The sequence below is a fragment of the Pedobacter africanus genome (assembly GCF_040548825.1).
GTDB classification, from domain to species: Bacteria; Bacteroidota; Bacteroidia; order Sphingobacteriales; family Sphingobacteriaceae; genus Pedobacter; species Pedobacter africanus_A.
The window spans coordinates 849,883-870,702 of the sequence record NZ_JBEPSL010000002.1 but is presented as its reverse complement, the minus strand read 5'-3'; the positions used below and the strand labels follow the sequence as shown (position 1 = coordinate 870,702).

At 43.6% G+C, this 20,820-nt stretch carries 10 protein-coding genes; 8 read left to right on the top strand and 2 right to left on the bottom strand.

What is annotated here, in order from left to right:
• The first annotated feature begins 8 nt into the window (after positions 1-8).
• The 7 genes from ABIE26_RS13735 to ABIE26_RS13705 all read left to right on the top strand — a co-directional run bounded on the left by ABIE26_RS13735 (position 9) and on the right by ABIE26_RS13705 (position 12,653).
• Positions 9-767 carry a hypothetical protein gene (locus ABIE26_RS13735; protein WP_310142072.1) on the top strand — a complete coding sequence of 253 codons (759 nt, stop codon included), beginning with the start codon at positions 9-11 and terminating at the stop codon, positions 765-767.
• 114 nt (positions 768-881) lie between these two features.
• Positions 882-1,805, top strand: a complete 924-nt coding sequence (locus tag ABIE26_RS13730) for an ABC transporter ATP-binding protein (protein WP_310142073.1) — start codon at positions 882-884, stop codon at positions 1,803-1,805.
• 15 nt (positions 1,806-1,820) lie between these two features.
• The gene (locus ABIE26_RS13725) at positions 1,821-4,130 is read left to right on the top strand and encodes a Gldg family protein (RefSeq protein WP_310142075.1); all 2,310 of its coding nucleotides are present in this window, start codon (positions 1,821-1,823) and stop codon (positions 4,128-4,130) included.
• Between the two features lie 2 nt (positions 4,131-4,132).
• Positions 4,133-6,802, top strand: a complete 2,670-nt coding sequence (locus ABIE26_RS13720; RefSeq protein ID WP_310142078.1) for a MutS-related protein — start codon at positions 4,133-4,135, stop codon at positions 6,800-6,802.
• Between the two features lie 58 nt (positions 6,803-6,860).
• Positions 6,861-9,584 (top strand): M16 family metallopeptidase, encoded by a 2,724-nt coding sequence (locus ABIE26_RS13715; protein ID WP_310142079.1) that lies wholly within the window; start codon positions 6,861-6,863, stop codon positions 9,582-9,584.
• A 10-nt stretch (positions 9,585-9,594) separates the two neighbouring features.
• Entirely contained in the window at positions 9,595-11,886 is a 2,292-nt protein-coding gene (locus ABIE26_RS13710; RefSeq protein WP_310142081.1) for a Gldg family protein, read from the top strand.
• 2 nt (positions 11,887-11,888) lie between these two features.
• The gene (locus tag ABIE26_RS13705; RefSeq protein ID WP_310142083.1) at positions 11,889-12,653 is read left to right on the top strand and encodes a sterol desaturase family protein; all 765 of its coding nucleotides are present in this window, start codon (positions 11,889-11,891) and stop codon (positions 12,651-12,653) included.
• Positions 12,654-12,744: 91 nt separating this feature from the next.
• Here the strand turns inward: ABIE26_RS13705 and ABIE26_RS13700 are convergent, their stop codons facing one another.
• Entirely contained in the window at positions 12,745-13,455 is a 711-nt protein-coding gene (locus tag ABIE26_RS13700) for a DUF4198 domain-containing protein (RefSeq protein ID WP_310142084.1), read from the bottom strand.
• Positions 13,456-13,555: 100 nt separating this feature from the next.
• Entirely contained in the window at positions 13,556-17,656 is a 4,101-nt protein-coding gene (locus tag ABIE26_RS13695) for a hybrid sensor histidine kinase/response regulator transcription factor (RefSeq protein WP_310142085.1), read from the bottom strand.
• A gap of 300 nt (positions 17,657-17,956) precedes the next feature.
• Here ABIE26_RS13695 and ABIE26_RS13690 point away from each other — a divergent pair, with 300 nt between their 5' ends.
• Positions 17,957-20,812, top strand: a complete 2,856-nt coding sequence (locus ABIE26_RS13690; RefSeq protein ID WP_310142086.1) for a SusC/RagA family TonB-linked outer membrane protein — start codon at positions 17,957-17,959, stop codon at positions 20,810-20,812.
• The last annotated feature ends 8 nt before the right edge of the window (positions 20,813-20,820 follow it).

The window sequence follows — 20,820 nt, the reverse complement described above, 5'->3', positions numbered from 1 at the left end:
TGAACATCATGAAAAAACTGATTTTCCTATATATTCAGGCCGGGTTATTTTTATCGCTTATGGTTTCCTGTAAAAAGGAGCTGGTGCCCCAGGCTACTGCGGCTTTTACCATTGTAAATGCAGTATCAGGTTCCGATAATTTAGTAGTCAACTTTAATACCAACTATACAACTGATGGGATTTATCCTATAGGGATGTATGTTAAATATAGGGTATATACCCCCCAGAATCATTTGACGATTCCGGCCGGCGAACAACCTTTGTTAATTTACAGGTTTCCCGCCGCTGCCGAACAAAATAAACCTGTTTACCAGCTCAGTGTTAATCCTAATGCCGGAGAAGCAAGTACTTTATTCCTCACAGGAACGCTGGAGCAGCCGGAAACGCTGCTGATTACAAAAATGCCGCCGTTTCATGCCTTTGCGGATAGCGTGCTTGGCTTGCGTTTTGTAAATCTTGCACCAGCAAAAACTCCTGTGCGCATCCGCATTTCCGGAGAAGGAACCGATTTGCTGATTAATAATCTGGTCTATAAAGCGGCTACAGATTATCTGTCTGTAAAAGCCAATGCCAAAGTTGGTGATGTACTTGTCGAATTCTTTGACCAGGTTTCGGGTAAACTTTTACAAACCTATACCCTGAAGGATGTGGGTACAACCACCCTTGAAAAAAATAAATGGCGTTACCGGAACTATACGCTGGCATGGTTGCCTGATGATGCAAAAGGAGTACTTGCGGGAGAGCCCTTTCTAATTGATGATTTTTAACTAAAAACTGCCATCCTGAATCTCATTTGCTCCTCAGTAACTGTGGGGTAAGGGGTGGCTACTGCTTTTTTACACGGTTTTCTAACACATAAACTATCTAATTCAATAAAAACTATGGAACCAATCGTTCGTATCAGCGGACTGTCGCACCGTTATAGTACCAGCTGGGCTATAAGAGACATCAATATTGAAATCCCCCGGAGTGGAATTGTTGGACTGCTTGGCTCTAATGGTGCCGGTAAGTCCACAACCATGAACATCCTTTGTGGCGTACTAACACCAACAGCAGGATCGGTAACCATCAATGGCATTGATCTGAGCAAAGAACCTGAACGCGCCAAACAGGAAATCGGATTTTTACCACAAACCCCGCCGCTTTACATGGACTTAACGGTAGATGAATACCTGGTACACACAGCAATCCTGCGTTCAGTAGAAAAAAGCCGGTTAAAACCAGCGCTTGAAGAGGTAAAGGAACGCTGTGGCCTTACCCATATCAATAAAAGACTGATTAAAAATTTATCAGGAGGCTATAAACAACGGGTAGGTATCGCCCAGGCCATAATTCACCATCCCAAGCTGGTGGTGTTTGATGAACCAACCAATGGCCTTGATCCAAACCAGATCATTGAAGTAAGGTCACTGATCAAAGATATTGCTGCAGAAAGAGCCGTAATCCTCTCTACGCACATCCTTACCGAAGTGCAGTACCTGTGCAAAGATATTGTGATGATTGAAAGCGGAAGGATTGTCTTTTCCGATACGATGGAAGCTTTTGATAATTATATCGCTCCGCACAGCATGCTGGTAATCATGGAAAATGCGCCTCCTGCAGAGGCATTAATGGTCATAGAGGGCATAATTAGAATTGAAACACTTACCGAGAAGCAATTACGGATTTATTTTAACGGGGATCGCAGCATTTCGGAAGCTGTTATCCTGGAAAGTGCAAAACAGGGATGGCGGCTACGGGAGTTAAACATGGAAAAGAATTCACTGGATGAAACCTTTGCCCAATTATCCAGAATCTCAAATTAGAATTTCTTCACACAAATGAAATTAAAAAAAATAATACAGATAGCCAGACTGGAACTCAGCCTGCTATTTTATTCCCCGATTGCCTGGTTGCTCATTATGGTTTTTTTTGTGCAAATGGCCCTGGACTTCGTCTCCGCCGTAAGGACCACCCAACATTTGCAGCAGTTCGGTTTGGAGTTTCCTTTTTTGACAAATATATTGTTCACCTCAAGCTCTGGCCGAACGCATGGTATTTATTTCTTGATACTTAAAAGTCTGTACCTTTATACTCCCCTGATCACAATGGGGATCATCAGCAGGGAAACCAGTAGCGGCAGTATTAAACTGCTATATTCTTCACCGGTCAAAATCAGTGAGATCATTTATGGGAAATTTATTTCTATGCTGGCGTATAACCTCGTTATCGTTGGTGTAACAGGTCTTTTTTTCGTTTTTGGTCCGTTGTTTATAGAAAACTTCGATTACCCCCATCCTTTGGTTGCGGTGCTTGCTTGTTTCCTGTTACTGAGCGCTTATTCTGCCATCGGGATTTTTATGTCCAGTTTAACTACTTACCAGGTGGTAGCTGCCATCAGTACATTTGTTGTGCTGGCTTTTCTAAATTATATCGGCGGATTTGGACAAGGAATCGATTATGTGCGGGATCTTACTTACAGCCTTTCCATGCCAAGTCGTGCCGAGCGTATGGTTGGAGGTTTGCTGACCAGTCGTGATGTAATCTATTACCTCGTTATTTCCGGAATTTTCCTGGCTTTTACCATTACAAGGCTTGAAATGGCCAGGACATCCCGAACATTCTGGTACCAGGGTAGCCGTTATATGCTGATTGTGATTGTAGGATTATCAGTGGCATATATCAGTTCCAGGCAGCCGCTAATTGCATATTATGATGCTACAGATACAGATGTAAATACGATTGTTAAGGCTACCCAGAAAATATTGAAGGATATGGGTGATGAGCCTGTTCAAATGACCGAATACATCAATGGTATGCACGAAAGTTATTCCTGGGGCGATCCAGTTGCCCGACTCGGTTCTATTGCCCGTTGGGAGCCATTCCTGCGCTTTAAATCAAACATCAGGCTGAAGTGGGTTTATTATTATGACAGTATTCCTTATCCACAGTTTTATGCAGCAAATCCGGGAAAGAGTTTGAAAACACTGTTTAAGGAAAGGGCAAAGACTATGGAACTGGATACCGCTGATTTTATAGAGCCGGAAGCGATCCGTAAAATGGCAGATCTGCGGGGGGAAGATGGACGTTTGGTAATGCAATTGAAATACAAAGATAAGACTACTTTCCTAAGGACATTTAGTGATGGAGGTTTTTGGCCAGAAGAAGCTGAGATAGCTGCCGCATTAAAACGTCTCATTGTGACGCCTCCAAAGATTGTTTTTGCAACCGATGGTTACCAGCGCAGTGTAGATAAAGTGGGCGACCGTGATTATAAAATGCTGATGAATGTGAAAGGCGCCCGCAAATCATTGATCAACCAGGGATTTGATATTGATAGTGTTGCTTTAGAATATAATGAAATACCGAAAGGCATCGCTGCCCTGGTGATTGGTGATCCAAGAGTAGCCTATAGTCCGGCCGTATTGGCTAAACTTCAGCAATATATACAGGCTGGTGGGAACCTGATGATTGCAGGTGAACCCGGAAAACAAGGTATTGTTAATCCTTTACTGGATGCATTGGGTGTTAAAATGCTCGATGGGACGCTTGTTCAGCGGAGCAGGGATTATTCTTACGGCCTGGTTACACCAGGATTGACTGAAGGTGCGGTGATCATGAGCCCTGCGTTGATGAAGCCTTATAAGGAAAAAATTCCGGTATCTATGTCAGGGGCGGCAGCATTAAGTTCTGAAAGTAAAGAGGATTTTAAAATCCAGTCATTGCTAATGACGGATGGCAGGACAAGCTGGATTAAAAAAGGCTCGTTTGTGCTGGATTCAGCAGCGCTTGTTTTTGAAGCAAAAAATGGTGACCAGCAGGGACCTTTTCCCGGGGCATTGATGCTTACCCGCAAAATAAATAATAAAGAACAAAGGATCCTGGTGTCTGGAGATGCCGATTTCTTTAGCAACAAAGAACTGGGAAGAAATAATATACAAACGGCTAACAGCTCTTTTGCGATTTCCGTTTTCAGTTGGTTTTCTCATGAAGAATTCCCTATTGATATGTCGCGCCCCGACCCGAAAGACACGAAACTTAAGTTGAACAAGGCCGGGGTTAAAACTGTGCAAATATTGTATTATGGAATAATTCCAGCCACGATAATCCTGTTGGGCATGATCCTGTTGATCCGTAGAAAACGTAAATAATTATGAGCTTTATAACCGATAAACAAACGATCGATGATTTAAATGTTTTCTCCAAATCCGGGAGTGATTCGATCTACCATATTTTTAATAAAAACTATACTCAGGGTGGTGCTTCTCTATTGGAAGACCTATTCCGGAGCCCTCTTTCAGATGAGAAAGCCATTAACGAAAGGGTAGCCATGTTGCGGTATTTCCAGGAAAGTAAAACAGCTTTCCCTTTGCAGGGTAACCGTTTTGAAGAAGCGGAAAGATATTTGTCGAATACAGACCCACGTAGCCGTCTGTCCAACCAGGGCTTTAGCATGGCAGATTTTAAGGCAGCCGGACAAAGTGTAACCGCACTGATTGAGATTTTGAAGGGATTAAAGGCTTTTATGCTAGAGATTCAGGGCAAAGTGGCGGGTAATCCTTATGCTAAACAGGTAGAACTCGTTTTAGGTTTATTGAAAACCAAAGAGCTGGAACTCATCTTTGCCGATCATGGTAAAGGAAAGATCTCTTCAGGAAAAATAGTAGAATATGATAATATTTTAAGGTTCCAGCAGCGTGCGCTGATGGAAAAGATCTTACAGCATATTTATCAGCTGGATGTATACATTTCTATTGCAGGGGTTGCCACTGAGCGGGGATATGTTTTTGCAACTGCATTAAAGCGGGATGCCAACCGCTTGCAGCTGCAGGGTGTATACCATCCGCTACTGCATAAACCGGTAGCCAACAATCTGGAAATGACGCCGGAGAGCAATATCGTGTTCCTGACGGGTGCCAATATGGGTGGTAAATCTACCTTTATGAAATCACTGAGTATCGCGATGTACCTGGCGCATCTGGGTTTCCCTGTTGCGGCAAAGCAAATGGAGTTTTCGGTTTGTGATGGAATGTATACAACCATCAATTTGCCGGATAACCTGGCTATGGGGGCCAGCCATTTTTATGCTGAGGTGCTGCGTGTAAAAAAGGTAGCTACCGAACTGGGTGCAGGCAAAAACCTGTTCGTGGTATTTGATGAGCTGTTTCGTGGTACCAATGTAAAGGATGCCTACGAAGGTACGATAGCCATCATGGAAGCCTTTGCCCGTAAACCCCATTCCTTGTTCGTCATCTCTACCCACATCATGGAAGCTGGGGAGGTGCTAAGGGAAAGATGCAGCAACATGATCTTCCGTTACCTGCCTACACGCATGGAAAACGGGAAGCCGGTTTATACCTACACACTTACAGAAGGGATTACCGACGACCGTCACGGGATGATTATCATTAATAATGAGGGTGTAATTGAGCTGATTAAAGATAAAAAACAAGCCAGACAACAACACCCACATTTCCTTGCTGATAAGCAAACGGGAGAAGACCTGAACCTGCAAGGCAAGTTTAAACAACAATCTATTTACAGCTTGTTTAACCACCTGCAAACCCGTGGGGGCGAGAAAGAACTTGAAGGCATGTTTGCCCGGCCACTAAATAATCCGGAACAGATCAATAAACGAAGTGCCTTGTTTGCATTTTTTCAGCAGCACAAGGTAATTTTTCCAGTGATCCGTTCCCAGGTAGAATCCATGGAAGATTATCTGGCCGGTGGGGCCGGGGCTTCACTGCCAAGGGTTGCATGGGGGATCTTCGCTAAGAAGTTTAAGCAAGTTCTTTTTCATAATGCTGAACTATTGCAATTGCAGGCCGGACAATCGGTTACCATTGAAGTATTGCAGGCTTTCCGCCAGTTTTTCCTGGAATTGAAAGGGAAAGATGGAGTGTCTGTTTATCGGAATAATCTGGATATGGCACAAAAGATCTTACAGGATCCCAGCCTTCAAAGCATCCTGGATGCTGGAGAAGGGCAGCTTTCTTTAATGCAATTGATCCGCAACGATTACACTATCCGCCATGCAATGATCAGCCAGATGGAAACGCTCCTAAAACTCATCTATGAATTGGATGTATATATAGGTGTGGCTGCGGTAGCCGCAGATCAGGGTTTTGTATATGCCAGGGCTTTACCTGCGGACCATATGCTACTGGATATGGAAGGCTTCAGACATCCGGCACTTAAAAATGGGGTGGTAAATGACCTGCTCCTAACCCGGGACCGCAATATGCTGTTCCTGACCGGAGCAAATATGGCAGGTAAATCCACCTTTATGAAATCCATGGGGATTGCCGTATATCTGGCCCATATGGGCTTCCCGGTTGCTGCCAGACGAATGGAATTTTCGGTTAAGGACGGCTTGTTCTCGTCTATAAACGTTTCGGACAACCTGGACATGGGCTACAGCCATTTTTATGCCGAGGTATTGCGCACCAAAACTGTGGCTAAATCGGTTAGCGAATCACAGGATTTGTATGTGTTGTTTGATGAGCTTTTTAAAGGTACCAATGTTAAGGATGCTTACGATGCGACCCTTGCCGTAAGTAAAGCATTTGCGGCAAACCGCAACAGCTTCTTTGTGGTATCTACCCATATCATTGAAGTAGGGGAAGCCCTGGGTAAAGCATGCGATAACCTGCAATTCTCCTTTCTGCCAACAGTAATGAAAGATGGCGTCCCCACTTATCCATATACCCTTGCGTCGGGTATTACTACAGATAGACAGGGTATGATCATCATTGAAAATGAAAGGATCGTGGACATCATCCAGGCCAACGATCCGGTAACACCTAACCTTATTCAGAATTAACATGTTAATCAGATATAGATTTTTAAGCTTTCTTTTAATTGCGGCGTTTTGCACCCTCATGGCTTGTAAAACCCAGCTAAATGACCAGTCGTTATCCCTGGATCCTGAGGTAAGGACAGGGAAGCTGGCTAATGGATTTACTTATTACATCCGCAAAAATAAGACACCCGAAAAGCGGGTGGTGATGTACCTCGCAGTAAAGGCAGGTTCTATCCTGGAAACCGACCAGCAAAGGGGAGTAGCCCATTTTGTAGAGCACATGAGCTTTAACGGTACCAAACATTTTCCTAAAAAAGCACTGTCCAATTACCTGGAACAATCCGGCGTGCGCTTTGGCGCAGACCTGAATGCGAATACCAACCTTGATGAAACTGTATATCAGCTGCCCTTGCCATCCGACAACCCGGAACTGCTGGCTAACGGCCTGCAGATTATGCGCGATTGGGCGCAGGAAGCCAATATAGAAGCAGAAGATGTGGAGCGGGAACGTCACGTCATTCTTGAGGAGAAGCGTTTCCGTCAGGGCGTACAGCAACGTTATGAAGAACAAAGTATTCTATTTTGTACCAACGGTTCCCGTCATGGTTCGCGGTTGCCCATAGGAACAGAGGAGGTTTTACTAAAGGTAACACCAGAGGAGATCCGTAGTTTTTATAAAGATTGGTACCGCCCCAATTTGCAGGCTTTGATCGTTGTTGGGGACGTTGATGTTGACCAGATGGAAAAGGACATCAAAGCTAAGTTTGCTGACCTTAAAAATCCTGACCAGGAGAAGGAGCGTACAGTTTATAGTGCAAAGTTGAGCGGTAAAAATCAATACATGCAGTTTATAGACCCGGAATGGGGTGGGATTTCTATTGAAATCCTGATGAAAAGGCCCCAGCTTAAGATGGCTACCACAGATGATTATCGCAACAACCTGCTGAAAAACCTATTGGCACAAATGGTGAGTGCCAGGTTCAGACAAATGCCATTTGCTACATTTAATGATCTGACGGGTGGACTGTCGGCGCTCGCTATCAATCTGGCCACTAAGCCTGCTGAAACGCAGCCATCGCTGCAAAGCGTATGGCTGGAACTGCGCCGGATGGAGGAACAAGGTTTTACACCAGCCGAGCTGGAAAGGGTGAAGAAAAGTTATCGGCAAAAGATGGCTGATGCCTTGAAAGAAAAAGACAAAACTCCTTCAGAAACCTTGATCAGGCCTTATTTACAGCATTTCCTTACTGGAAACATCACTCCTGGCATCGTAAAAGACCATGAACTGACCAATCAGATGCTCCCGGATATCAGTTTATCGGAAATCAATGACCTGATGAAATATTACATGAAGGGTACCGATCGGGACATCATTGTCAAATCTTCGGAAGAGAACAAACCCTTTTTACCGGATGAGGCAACACTCCTCGGTTGGATAGAAGGGGTGTATGTAATGCCTTTAACACCCTTTGTGGATAATGTACAAGACCTTCCCCTGTTAAAAAAGGTGCCAACTCCGGGCAAGATCAGCACTATTCAGGATTTCGAAAAAGTAGGCGTGCAACAGATTACGTTAAATAACGGTGTAAATATATTGCTGAAGAAAACAGATTTCCAGAATGACCAGATTGTTTTTAAAGGATTTGCTGAAGGAGGTGCTTCTTTATCTGATGATGCAGATTACCTGAATGCCATCAATGCAGCTAATGCAGTTGCGGTATCAGGGGTCGGAAATTATACAGCCCAGCAGCTTGGTGAATTCTTGTCGGGCAGACAAGTTCAGGTTGTTCCATTTATCAATGATACTTACCAGGGATTTAGCGGGGCCACCACTAAAGAAGACCTTTCGACTACACTTGAATTACTGCATGCTTATTTTACAGAACCCCGGAAAGACCAGGAGGCCTTCAATATTCTGCTTGGCAGGTCTAAAGAACAATTCTCCGTTAAGGGGAATAATCCTAACCAGGTATTTACAGATACTGCAACTTTAGTATTGGGGAATTATCACGTACGCAGAAGGCCACAAACGCTGAAAAGTATTGATGCCATTCAGCTCAACAGGTCGTATGAGATCTATAAGGAGCGTTTTGCTGATGCTTCCGCCTTCACTTTCTTATTTGTGGGAAATATGGATATAGAAACCATAAAGCCATTACTGGAAAAATACCTGGGCTCATTGCCTTCCACGGGTTTAAAGGAAAAAGCCCGCGATCTGGGCCTTAACGTTCCTCCCGGTCGGATTGTTAAGACCGTGTACAAAGGTGCCGGGAAGAAATCTAGTGTGATGTTGGTTTATTCCGGCCCTTTCGATTATAATTTCGGGAACACCATTCAAATGAATGCCATTGCTGATGCCTTGAAAATCAGCCTGACCCAGCGACTGCGCGACCAGGAAGGTGGAACCTATACACCTAATGTCCAAATGACCCTCACTAAATACCCGAAGAGCCGCTTTGCGATGATGGTTTCTTTTGATTGTGCAGTAGAAAATGTAGACAAGCTCATCGCTTCCACACAGGATGAACTCAACAAAATGAGAACAACAGGTCCGTCGGCAGAAAACCTGCAGAAATTTAAAGCTGCACGCAAAGTAGGCTTGCAAACCGGATCAACAAATAACGGGTTCTGGCTGGATTACCTGGCGTCACAAATGATGAATAAAGAACCTTTAAACCAGCTTTTTGATCATGATGCAATGAATAGGATCACTGTGCAGTCCGTTCAAAAGACAGCAGCTAGCTATATCCAGGATAAAAACTATGTGAGGCTGGTATTAATGCCGGAAAAAACTAACCATTGATAATAAAATTATGAAGAAAATCATACAAATAGCCAGGCTGGAGCTCAGCCTGCTATTTTATTCCCCTATTGCCTGGTTATTAATGATCGTACTGGTTGTACAGATGAACCTTTCTTTTTTGCCAGTACTGCCTGGACTAACGCAAGGACAGAATCTTGGTTTTTTAACCAGTAAGGTGTTTACCAATCCGGAAGAATTGGGTGTCTTATCGAGAATTCTGGAGCATCTGTACTTATACATTCCGCTGATAACCATGGGGATCATCAGCAGGGAAACCAGTAGTGGGAGCATTAAATTACTTTATTCTTCTCCGGTAAAATTAAGCCAGGTGATTTATGGGAAGTTTATTTCCATGCTGGTTTATAATTTGCTGATTATTGGTATTTTGACTTTGTTTGTGTTGGTTGGTGCCTGGTTTATACCACATTTTGATTACCCGCATATCCTGGTTGCTTTGCTGGCCATTTTCTTACTATTAAGCGCCTATGCTGCCATTGGAATCTTTGTATCCAGTTTAACGACTTACCAGGCGGTAGCCGCAATCAGTACTTTTGTGATGCTGGCGGTCATGAACTATATCGGGAAAGTTGGACAGGACCTTGATTTTATTCGTGATCTGACACATAGTCTTTCTATGCCGAGCCGTACGGAACGTCTGATAGCAGGGTTATTAAATACACGTGATGTAATTTATTATTTCGTGATTTCGGGTATGTTCCTTGCATTCACCATTACAAAGCTGGAACTGGAAAGGTTATCCAAATCAACTTTGCAGCAAGCCGGCCGATATGCGTTAATTTTACTGATCGGCTTAACTATTGCCTATGTCAGCTCCCGACAGCCGATGATCGGGTATTATGATGCAACATCTACAAAAGTAAACACGATCACTAAAACCGGGCAGGAAATTCTAAAAAACATGGGTGATGAGCCCATCGAAGTCACGGAATATATCAATGGATTCGATCAATCTTATTTTAATTCATCACCTGCGGAACGGATTGCAGATATTTCCCGTTGGGAGCCTTATTTCCGTTTCAAGCCAAACATTAACCTGAAATGGGTTTATTATTATGACAGTATCCCAGGGACCACATCCTTCCTGATGGAACAAAAAATGAGTTACAATAAGTATGTGACAACAATGGCCCTTATACAGGAAATTGATCTTGGTAATTTTTTGAATGTAAAGGAGGTCGCACAACAAGTAGACTTACGTGGTGAAAGTGCGCGTTTGGTGATGCAGCTGAAGTATAAAGGAAAAACTACCTTTTTAAGAACTTTTCCACCTCCTGATCAGAAATTCTGGCCCGGGGAGGCTGAAACTGGTGCTGCCTTGAAACGGTTGATCGTTACGCCACCCAAATTGGTTTTTGCTACAGATGGTTATCAGCGCAGCATGGATAAAGTGGGCGACAGGGATTACAAGGTGTTGGCCAATAGTAAAACTTCCAGGGCTTCTTTAATTAACCAGGGTTTTGATATTGATAGTGTTTCTTTGGAGCGGAATGACATCCCAAAGGATATTGCAGCTTTGATTATTGCTGACCCAAGAGTAGAGTTTACTGCAGCTGCAAAAGCGAAGCTTCAAAAATATATCGCTGAAGGTGGCAACCTGATGATTGCAGGTGAACCGGGTAAACAGCATATCGTAAATCCTTTATTGGATTCATTGGGAGTTCAAATGCTAAAAGGGACTATTGTTCAGGAGAGCAGGGATTATTCTTACGACCTGCTTACGCCAAATTTAGCCCCGGGTGCTGTTGCCATGGATAAGCGTTTACAACAATATTATTCATACGGATTGATGGTCTCTATGCCGGGTGCGGGGGCCTTAAGCTATGTGTCAAAAGGGCCTTTTACAGTATATCCACTTTTAATGTCAAATGCCCAGACCAGCTGGCTGAAAAAAGGCAAGTTTACGCTGGATTCGGCCGCGCTTACGGTTGATCACATAAATGGCGATCAGCAGGGGAGCTTTCCTACCGCTTTGATGCTGACCCGGAAAGTGAACAAAAAGGAGCAGCGGATCATCGTAGCTGCGGATGCAGATTTCTTCAGTAATACGGAATTGAACCGTAACAACATGCAAACTCTAAATACAGCATTTGCCATGAGCATGTTCCGCTGGTTTTCTTATGAGGAATTCCCGGTTGATGCCAGTCGCCCACCATCAAAGGATAACGCCGTTACCCTCACCAAGGCCAGCATAAAACCTATACAGATATTATTTTATGGCATAATTCCAGGGACCTTATTCCTGTTAGGAATGGTATTGTTAATCCGCAGAAAACGTAAATAACCATGAAACATTTATTCGAATCTATTAGCTGGGCGTTTCTCATTACTATAGGCCGTTATTTTATCATTGCAGGTGTCTTTTTTTTAGTTTTTTACCTGCTTTTCCCCAAAAGCCTGTTGCGAAATAAAATTCAAAGCAGGCTGGCGGGCAGGGCCGATTTTCTTCGGGAAATTCTACACTCTTCTATATCCAGCGTGATGCTGGCCATTACCGCAATCATCGCTTTGTCGGACAGCCTCAGGCCGTACACCTTTATCTATACCGATTTGCATGACTATCCTGTATGGTGGATCCCGGTAAGCCTTGTGCTGACTTTACTTGTGCACGACACTTACTTTTACTGGATGCACAGGGCACTGCACCACAAAAAGCTCTTTAAAATAACCCACCTGGTGCACCACCAAAGTACAAACCCTTCGCCCTGGAGCTCCTATTCTTTCCATTTCCTGGAGGCGATAGCGGAGGGGGCTGTGGTAATCTTGTTGGTTTTCACTATGCCTTTGCATCCTTTAACCATAGCACTTTTTGCACTTTCGTCTTTTATCATCAACGTTTATGGCCATCTTGGGTATGAAATTATGCCTAAAGGTTTCAGAAAAACCTTTATGTTTGAAATCATCAATACCTCTACTTTCCATAACCTGCACCATCAAAAGTTTAAGGGAAATTACGGACTGTACCTGAGGGTATGGGACCGGCTGATGGGCACAGAACATCCTGATTATGTAAAGCATTACGATCAGCTCCAGCAAAAACGGTTTGGGTAAATCAATAAATAAATCCCTCCGGATACTTCATTTATCCGGAGGGATTTATTTATTATTTTATCAAATGATTGAGTTCAACAGTACTTAATGCTTATTTACTGACTTCGAAGCTGTAAGTTGCACCCTGCCATGCGGCGTTGTAGGCCTTGCCATGATGCGTGCCGTCTTTTTTCTCACGTGCAGCTACTTCCAATACATATCTTCCAGGCCAGATCGGACTGAAGGTAATTATTCCTTTTTCGTCAGTTGTAATCTCTTTGCTCCAGCCTTCAGGAGAGAAAACAGAAACCGCAGTGTTGGCCAGTGGCTGCCCGTTTGCTGTTGCTTTTACCTGTACCGCTGTATTTGCTTTATAAGTTTTTGCTTCTGTAGGATGCACTTTAACTGCAACCGGAATAGCCGAATGATCTATAGTGGCTGCTTTACCAACAGAAACCAATGCTGTAGCTATAAATTCATATTTTGTGGTACCGCCAAGTTCTTTTGCTTCGTGGCTAACCGTTAATACATACTGACCGTTTCCTTCAGGGGTAAAGGTTGCGCTGTAAAAATTGCTGCCAGGAGTGGTGTTCAGTCTGATCTTTTCTTTACCGGGAGCAGTTAACCATAAAGTGAACTCTTTAACATCAGAATACCATTTGTCCGTTTCCTCACGTTCGTTGGTGGCGTACTCTCCATAATATACTTTTACCTGCTGCGCCTGACCAGCCTTGCCCGTGGTAGCTGTTTCTATCCATAATGCATGTGCGAATAGTTGACTTGTTCCTAATGTGAATAGTAAAGCCAGTAATAGTGATTTCATATCTCTGTTATTTAGATTGATTAAAAATTAAGCGAATGTAGGAAGTATATCCCGGCTTAGGAAATTTATTTAGAATTAATATAAATAAGTGCGCTAGTGGTTAATTGCCAGAATCTGCCGAAGGAAGTGCATTCACGTATTCCTTAGGGCTTTGCCCGAATTGTTTCCGGAATTCCCGGCTGAAATATTTAGGGTCATTGAAACCCACCAAATAGGAGATCTCTGAAACATTGTATTTTTTCTGGGCAAACAACTGGGCCGCTTTTTTTAGCCTGATGGTTTTGATGAAGTCATTTACCGAAAGATCAGTAATGGCCCTTATTTTTTTGTACAGGACCGGCTGGCTCATCCCTATATGTGCTGCCAATTCTGGGATGTTGAAGTCCTGATCGCCCATGTGCTCTTCGATGTACTGGAGCATTTTAGTCATAAAGGCATGTTCAACGCTGTTTACGGTAACGTTTTGGGGTTGCAGGGTTACCTGCTGACTAAATTTCTGGCGCATGGTTTTTCGGGACTGCAGCAGGTTCCGTACATTCAGTTTCAGCAGATCTATGCTAAAGGGCTTGGTTACATAACTGTCGGCCCCTGTTTCCAGGCCATCCATTTGCTGTACATGCGTTGATTTTGCGGTGAGCAGAATAACCGGAATATGACTGGTCCGTTCGTCTGTTTTAAGTTTGCTGCACAGTTCCAGCCCATCCATTACCGGCATCATAATGTCGCAGATGATGAGGTCGGGCAACAGCTCGGTTGCGGTTTGCCAGCCCTTTAACCCGTCTTCACTTTCTCTTACTTCATAATCGGGATTTAAATAGCCCCGCAGCATTTGCCGGATTTCCGGATTGTCCTCTACAAGAAGTATGGTTTCCGCACCAGCTTTATTAGGACCGCTTTCTGCAACTGTTGCCGGCTGGTGTAAAGGTGTGGTGTAAAGCTGATGCCTGCCAGCCTGTTCCGGAGTGCCGGTAAGCTCGCTGGCCTTAAAGTGCTCCTTTCCTTTTTTAAGTGTTACAGTAAAACAGGTATCTCCAGGTTGTTCATTACTGGCGGGACTGCTTTCTATAGTGATGTTTCCGCCATGGGCTTCTACAATGCTCTTGGATAGGGCCAGGCCTATGCCCGAGCCAATATGGCTTGATCCGGGTTCGTCAACCTGGAAAAAATCGCTGAACAGTTTGTTCTGGCTTTCGTAGGGAATCCCTTTCCCGTTATCTCTTACTTTAATAATCACCTGTTCGGCCACAGCCGAAACAGACACAGAAATCCTCCCTTTATCGCTTGTAAATTTAAAGGCGTTGGAGAGCAGGTTAAACAATACTTTTTCCAGCTGTGCCCTGTCGAAATACAGCTCCACCTCTTCCTGTTCGCGATCAAAGCTATACTGGATTTGGTGTATGGTAGCCAGGTGCCGGAACGATTGGAAGATTTCCTCAATAAAGCCAACGATATCGCCACTGGCGACGCTTAATTTCAGATGTCCCGTTTCCGCTTTTCTAAAATCCATCAGTTCTGTAATGAGCCGCATCAGACGTTCCGCATTATTTCTGATAGGTAGAATCTGATTGTTGATCTCTGGATTGTCTTTGGTAGTTTTTGATAAGGTTTCAAGCGGACCAAGTATCAGGGTAAGCGGGGTCCGTATTTCATGAGATACGTAGGTGAAGAAATTCAGTTTCATTTTCTGCACATCTTCAGACCTTTTGAGCAGGGCACGTATAAACAGGTAACGGACAATCAGGAACAGGATGATAGAGAAAACAAGGATATATACCAGGTAAGCCCACCAGCTGGCCCATATCGGGGGCAGAATACGAATGGTGGTACTAGCCAGATTAGTGCCGGGGATACCATCGTTATTTGTGCCTCTTACTTTGAACTGATATTTCCCGGACGGCAGATTGGTATAGGTCGCGCTTGGTGTTTCGGCATAATTCCACCCCTTGTCATAGCCCTCCAGCTTATAGGCATACTTATTTTTGTCAGACTTAATGTAGTTCAGCAATGCAAAGCCAATGGTAAAATGGTTCTGGTCGTGTTTAAAAGTCAGCTGCTGTGTCAGCATCATTTGTTCCTTTAACAGCTGGTCTGGCCCATTTACGCCTACCGGCTGGTTAAACAGCTTAAGGCCGGTAAAAACCATTGGTGCGGTAAAGGTATTGGTCTGGATATTTGAAGGGTAAAAAGAACTGAGGCCGTTTAGTCCTCCAAAAAATATTTCGCCCCGGCTGCTTTTAAAGTAAGATCGGGCATTGAACTCATTGCCTGCCAGACCGTCACTTTTGGTGTAATTCCTGAATTTTTTAACGCTTGCATTAAATTCCGACAAGCCATTGGCTGTACTGATCCATAAATTTTCTTTATCATCCTCAATAATACCCAATACATTGTCGTTGGCCAGGCCATCTTTTTCTTCGTAAGATTTGAAATGGTTGGTAACCGGATCATAAATACTAAAGCCGCCAAAATAAGTGCCGATAAGGATTTTACCGGCTTTGCTCTGGCTTATGCAGTTGATGAAATCGGAATGCAGCCTGGTGCTGTCGGTTTCGTTTTTCAGAAAAGAATGTAGCTGTTTGGTAGTAAAATTATACCGGTAGAGCCCCGCAGTGGTTCCCAGCCAAAGGTTTTTTTCACGGTCTTCAAAAAGGGCAGTCACCCCATATCGGCCTTTATGTACAAATTTATCCAGCGGACTTTTGCTTGTTCTCCAGTCAAAGGTTCCGTTCTTTTTGCGGAGTACGGATAGGCCATTCATGGAACCCACCCAAAGGGTGCCCCTGCTATCGTGCAGCAGAGCAATAATTTCGGCCGTTCCGGGTACGTTTTTGTCGTTTTTTACATTAACAATATGCCTGAATTTCCCGGATGCAGGACTAAAGATGTTTAATCCTCCATAATGCGTTCCTATAATCAGGTCGCCATTTCCAGACCTGTCTGCACACATGATTTTGATGAGGTTAGAGGTAATGCTGTTCGGATTATCGGGGTTTGTCTTGTAATTCTTATAAACGTTATGTTTAAGATCGGCGTAATTCAGGCCTGCACCTTCTGTTGCGATCCAGAAACTCCCGTTTTTGTCTTCCACAATAGAACTGATCACATTTCCGCTTATGCTGGGCCGAAGTTTACTATTTTGATAAATTGTGAAGCGCGTGGTAATAGGATAGGCAAAGTTTACCCCACCAAAATAAGTGCCTACCCACATGATTTTTGCATTATCCTGAAAAATGCTGTGTATTGAATTGTGGCTAAGGCTGCCCTTTACCTCAGGCTCATGCTGATAATTGCTGAATTTCATGGTGTCGGGGTCGAGTATGCTCAGCCCTTCCTGCGTGCCAATCCATAGCAATCCCTTATCATCCTGCCTTATCTCCCTTACATCATTGTGGATCAGGGAGCCAGGATCGAGATTGTTGTGCCTGAAGGGTCGGAAGTTTTTTCTTGAGGGATCAAACAAGGCAATTCCATTGTCTGTGCCTATCCAGAGGTTGTGCTGCCGGTCTGCTGCAATGGCTGTTACATAATCGGAGTTCAGGCTGCTGGCATCTCCGTTTTTATGCCTGAACAGTTTGTAGGTATAGGTACCGTTCTTAAAACCCATGCAAACCAGGCCTCTGCCCGTACCGATCCAGATGCGTTTATCCTTATCTCTGAAAATGCAGGAAATGCGGTTAACCGCGTCTGATTTGTTCGGGTTAAAAAGAAAGGTGCGGAACCTGTTTTTGCGTTTGTCTGTCAGCAGGTTTAACCCATTGATGGTACCCACCCAGAGGTTGCCGTCTGCATCTTCATAAATACTTTCTATGTAATTGGAACTTAAACCGTTCTTTTTAGTGATGTTGATAAAGGCATCCTTTTCCTGATCGTACTTATTCAAACCATAAGCAGTACCTACCCATAGTTGTCCGGCCGAATCGGTTAATAAAGCTTGTGCTTCGTTGCCAGAAATACTGTTTGGATTGCTTGAACTGTTCCTATAGATTTTGAACTGATAGCCATCATACCTGTTCAGTCCTTGCCTGGTGCCAAACCACAAAAAACCTGTGCGGTCTTGCACAATAGCAATCACTGAATTTTGCGACAATCCGTTTTCAATGGTCAGGTTACCAAAATTGAGGGGTAGCTGGGCCGTTGCAGCCGGCCCGGCAGCAAAAATGGAAAGACAAAAAACAAAGATTTTCCATCTGGCAAATTTCATACAGCTTAGTGAGCGTGGTTTATTGGTTTGATGTAATAAAGATAGGTATATCTGCATTTAATGGCCTTGTTTTTATGAATTTTCTACCCAATCGTTTAGAATATTCATCTTTTTTAAACGAATAATCATCCAGATTTGGATTAACAACTTTAACCATCTAAGCGGGGGCTTAAGCCTGTGTTTAAACTTAAAACCAAAAATATAAACTATTGCCTATGAATGAACATTAACTCAATCCTATGTCCGTTCCCGGACAAAACTTATAATCAACAAGATCAACCAAACCTAAAACGAATACATATGAATGAGAAGTTTCTCCATTTATCTATAAATGTGAGTTTGTGCTTTGTCTGTTTTATGTGCTTCATAAACCAGAATGTACAGGCCCAGACACAGGACAGTATTTTCAATCAAAAGGAGCTGAATGATTCTGCGAGAAAAGCAGTTAAGAATTCATTTCAATATTTAAAAGCCGGCAGCAGTATCCCGGTACTCTTTGGCCAGCAGCAAAAAGAAAAGGTTCTGCAGTCTTACGGAATCATCAGTGGAGAAGAACTGCAGAGTTTTCCTGTAGCTCAGATCGAGTCGGGACTGTACGGGAAGTTTGCAGGACTTTTTGTTCAGCAATTTTCCGGTAAACCAGGAGATGATGCGCCTGTCATGACCCTGAGAGGCCGCACACCTTTAGTGCTTGTCGACGGTATTGCCAGGGATATCACCAGTATCGACCCCGAGCAGGTAGCTTCAGTTTCTGTATTGAAAGATGCTATGGCGACAGCCATGTATGGCATGAGAGGTAGCGAGGGCGTTATCCTGATAGAAACCAGAAAAGGTGGTATTGCACCAAGAAAAATATCTTTTACTGCGCAAACAGCAATTCAAAAACAGCTGAGCCTTCCATCTTTTTTAAATGCGACCGATTATGCTACTTTGTTTAATGAGGCACTTACAAATGAAGGCAAGCAGCCCCTTTATACTGCCGAAGCAATAGAAAAATATAGAAACGGATCTGATCCGATTGGCTTTCCGAATGTTGACTGGTATAGTACCATAATGAAAGATCAGGCTACCCTGCAACGCTATAACCTGAACTTTTCAGGGGGGAACAAGATTGCTCGTTATTTTGTAGATCTGGACTATCTTGGCCAGGATGGTTTCCTGGTTTCCGATCCAAAGCGGAATACTTATGAAACCAGTAATTCATTTAAACGTTACAGTTTCAGAACAAATATTGATGTAGATCTTACCCAGGCTTTACTGCTTTCTGTAAATATTTTCGGACGCCTCCGCAATGCAAATGAACCGGGGGGATTGGGCATTAACCTTTTTGGTTCTGATGTCATCTATAATAACCTCCTGCAAACGCCTAACAACGCTTATCCGGTATTGAACCCAGATGGTACTTTTGGTGGAAACCAGCAATTCCAGAACAACCTTTACGGTCAGGTTGTAGGATCAGGCTACAGACCAAGTTACAACCGTAACCTTGGTGTAGATCTCGGCCTTAGGCAAAAACTGGATGTTATCTTGCCTGGATTATACGCCCAGGGCAAGCTTTCTTACAATACTTATTATTCTGAACAGATTTCCAGAAATAAATCTTTTGCAGTTTATCAGTATGTAACCAATCCTGGTGCGGCCCCAACAATTACCAAATTTGGGACAGATGGTTCACAAAGCAACAGCTCTTCCATAGATCTGACCTACAGACAATCTTACGGGGAGCTGGCACTTGGTTTCGACAAAATATCCGGACAGCACGAAATCAATACAAGTCTGAATTTTAACGCAGATGACTATGTAGTTGGCTCTGCCTTGAATCTAACCAATACCACTCTTGCTGGACGTTTTCAGTATAATTATGGTAAAAAATACTTCGCTGAAGTAAGCGCTGCTTATGCTGGAATGAACCTTTATCCGGGAAACAAACGCTGGGGACTCTTCCCTGCTGTTGGCCTGGGTTGGGATATCGCACGTGAAGATTTTATGAAAGGAGTTGGTCTGAATTCATTAAAACTACGTAGTACTTACGGTAAAACAGGGAATAATAGTGGCGCAGGTTATTATGTATACAGACAGTTCTATAATTCCTCCGGCTCGGTATACTTCGGTAATCCTGCTACCTCTGGAGGTTCAATGATAGAGGGAACCCTGGCCAATCCCAATATCACCTGGGAAAGTGCCGATAAATTCAACATAGGAGCTGATCTTTCTGCTTTTGACCAGAGACTACAGCTTAGTCTGGAGTATTACAATAATGCCTATTACGATCTGTTGCAACAGCGAGGTACCAATGCAAGTAGCATGCTGGGCAATAACAGGCCGTTCGAAAACATAGGTAAGCGTACTTACAGTGGTTTTGAACTCACGGCAGGTTATTATGGTAAAAGTAAAAACCTGAACTGGTTTGTAAATGGAAACGCCTCCCTTAGTGATTCAAAACTGGATTATATAGACGAAGTGATCCGCCCCTATGAGTGGATGAAACGTACCGGTGGACAGACGAACCAAATCTACGGAATGGTAGCAGATGGGTTCTTTCGCGACCAGACCGATATTGATAGAAGTGCCAAGATTGACGGGTATAAGCCTGTTCCGGGAGACATCAAATATAAAGACCTTAACAGGGATGGGGTAATCAATGTATTTGATGAGCAGGCCATCGGGAATACCAAGTCCATGTTATTTTATGGGCTTACAGCAGGGTTTAACTACAAAGGCTTTGAATTTTCAATGGTTTGGAACGGTGTGGCCAACCGCGATATCCTGGTAAACGGTGCTGGAACTTACGAATTTCTGGCAACTCCAAATGGGGGTTATGGGCAGGCCTTTACACATCATTTGGATAGATGGACTCCAGCCACGGCTGCTACTGCAAGTTATCCACGCCTTTCAGTGGGGTCAAACATCAACAATCAGCGTAGCTCAAGCTTCTGGATAAAGAATGGCAGTTATCTGCGTCTGAAAAATGTAGAGCTTGCTTATTCCCTCCCTCAAAATTGGATCAGCTTCATGAAGATGAACAGGGCAAGAATATTTGTTAATGGAAATAACCTGCTTACCCTTACCAAACTGGACCGGGTTGATCCGGAGGTATATGTATGGAACTATCCGACCCAACGCGTATTCAATATAGGGGTTAACGTACAATTTTAAACCTGAAA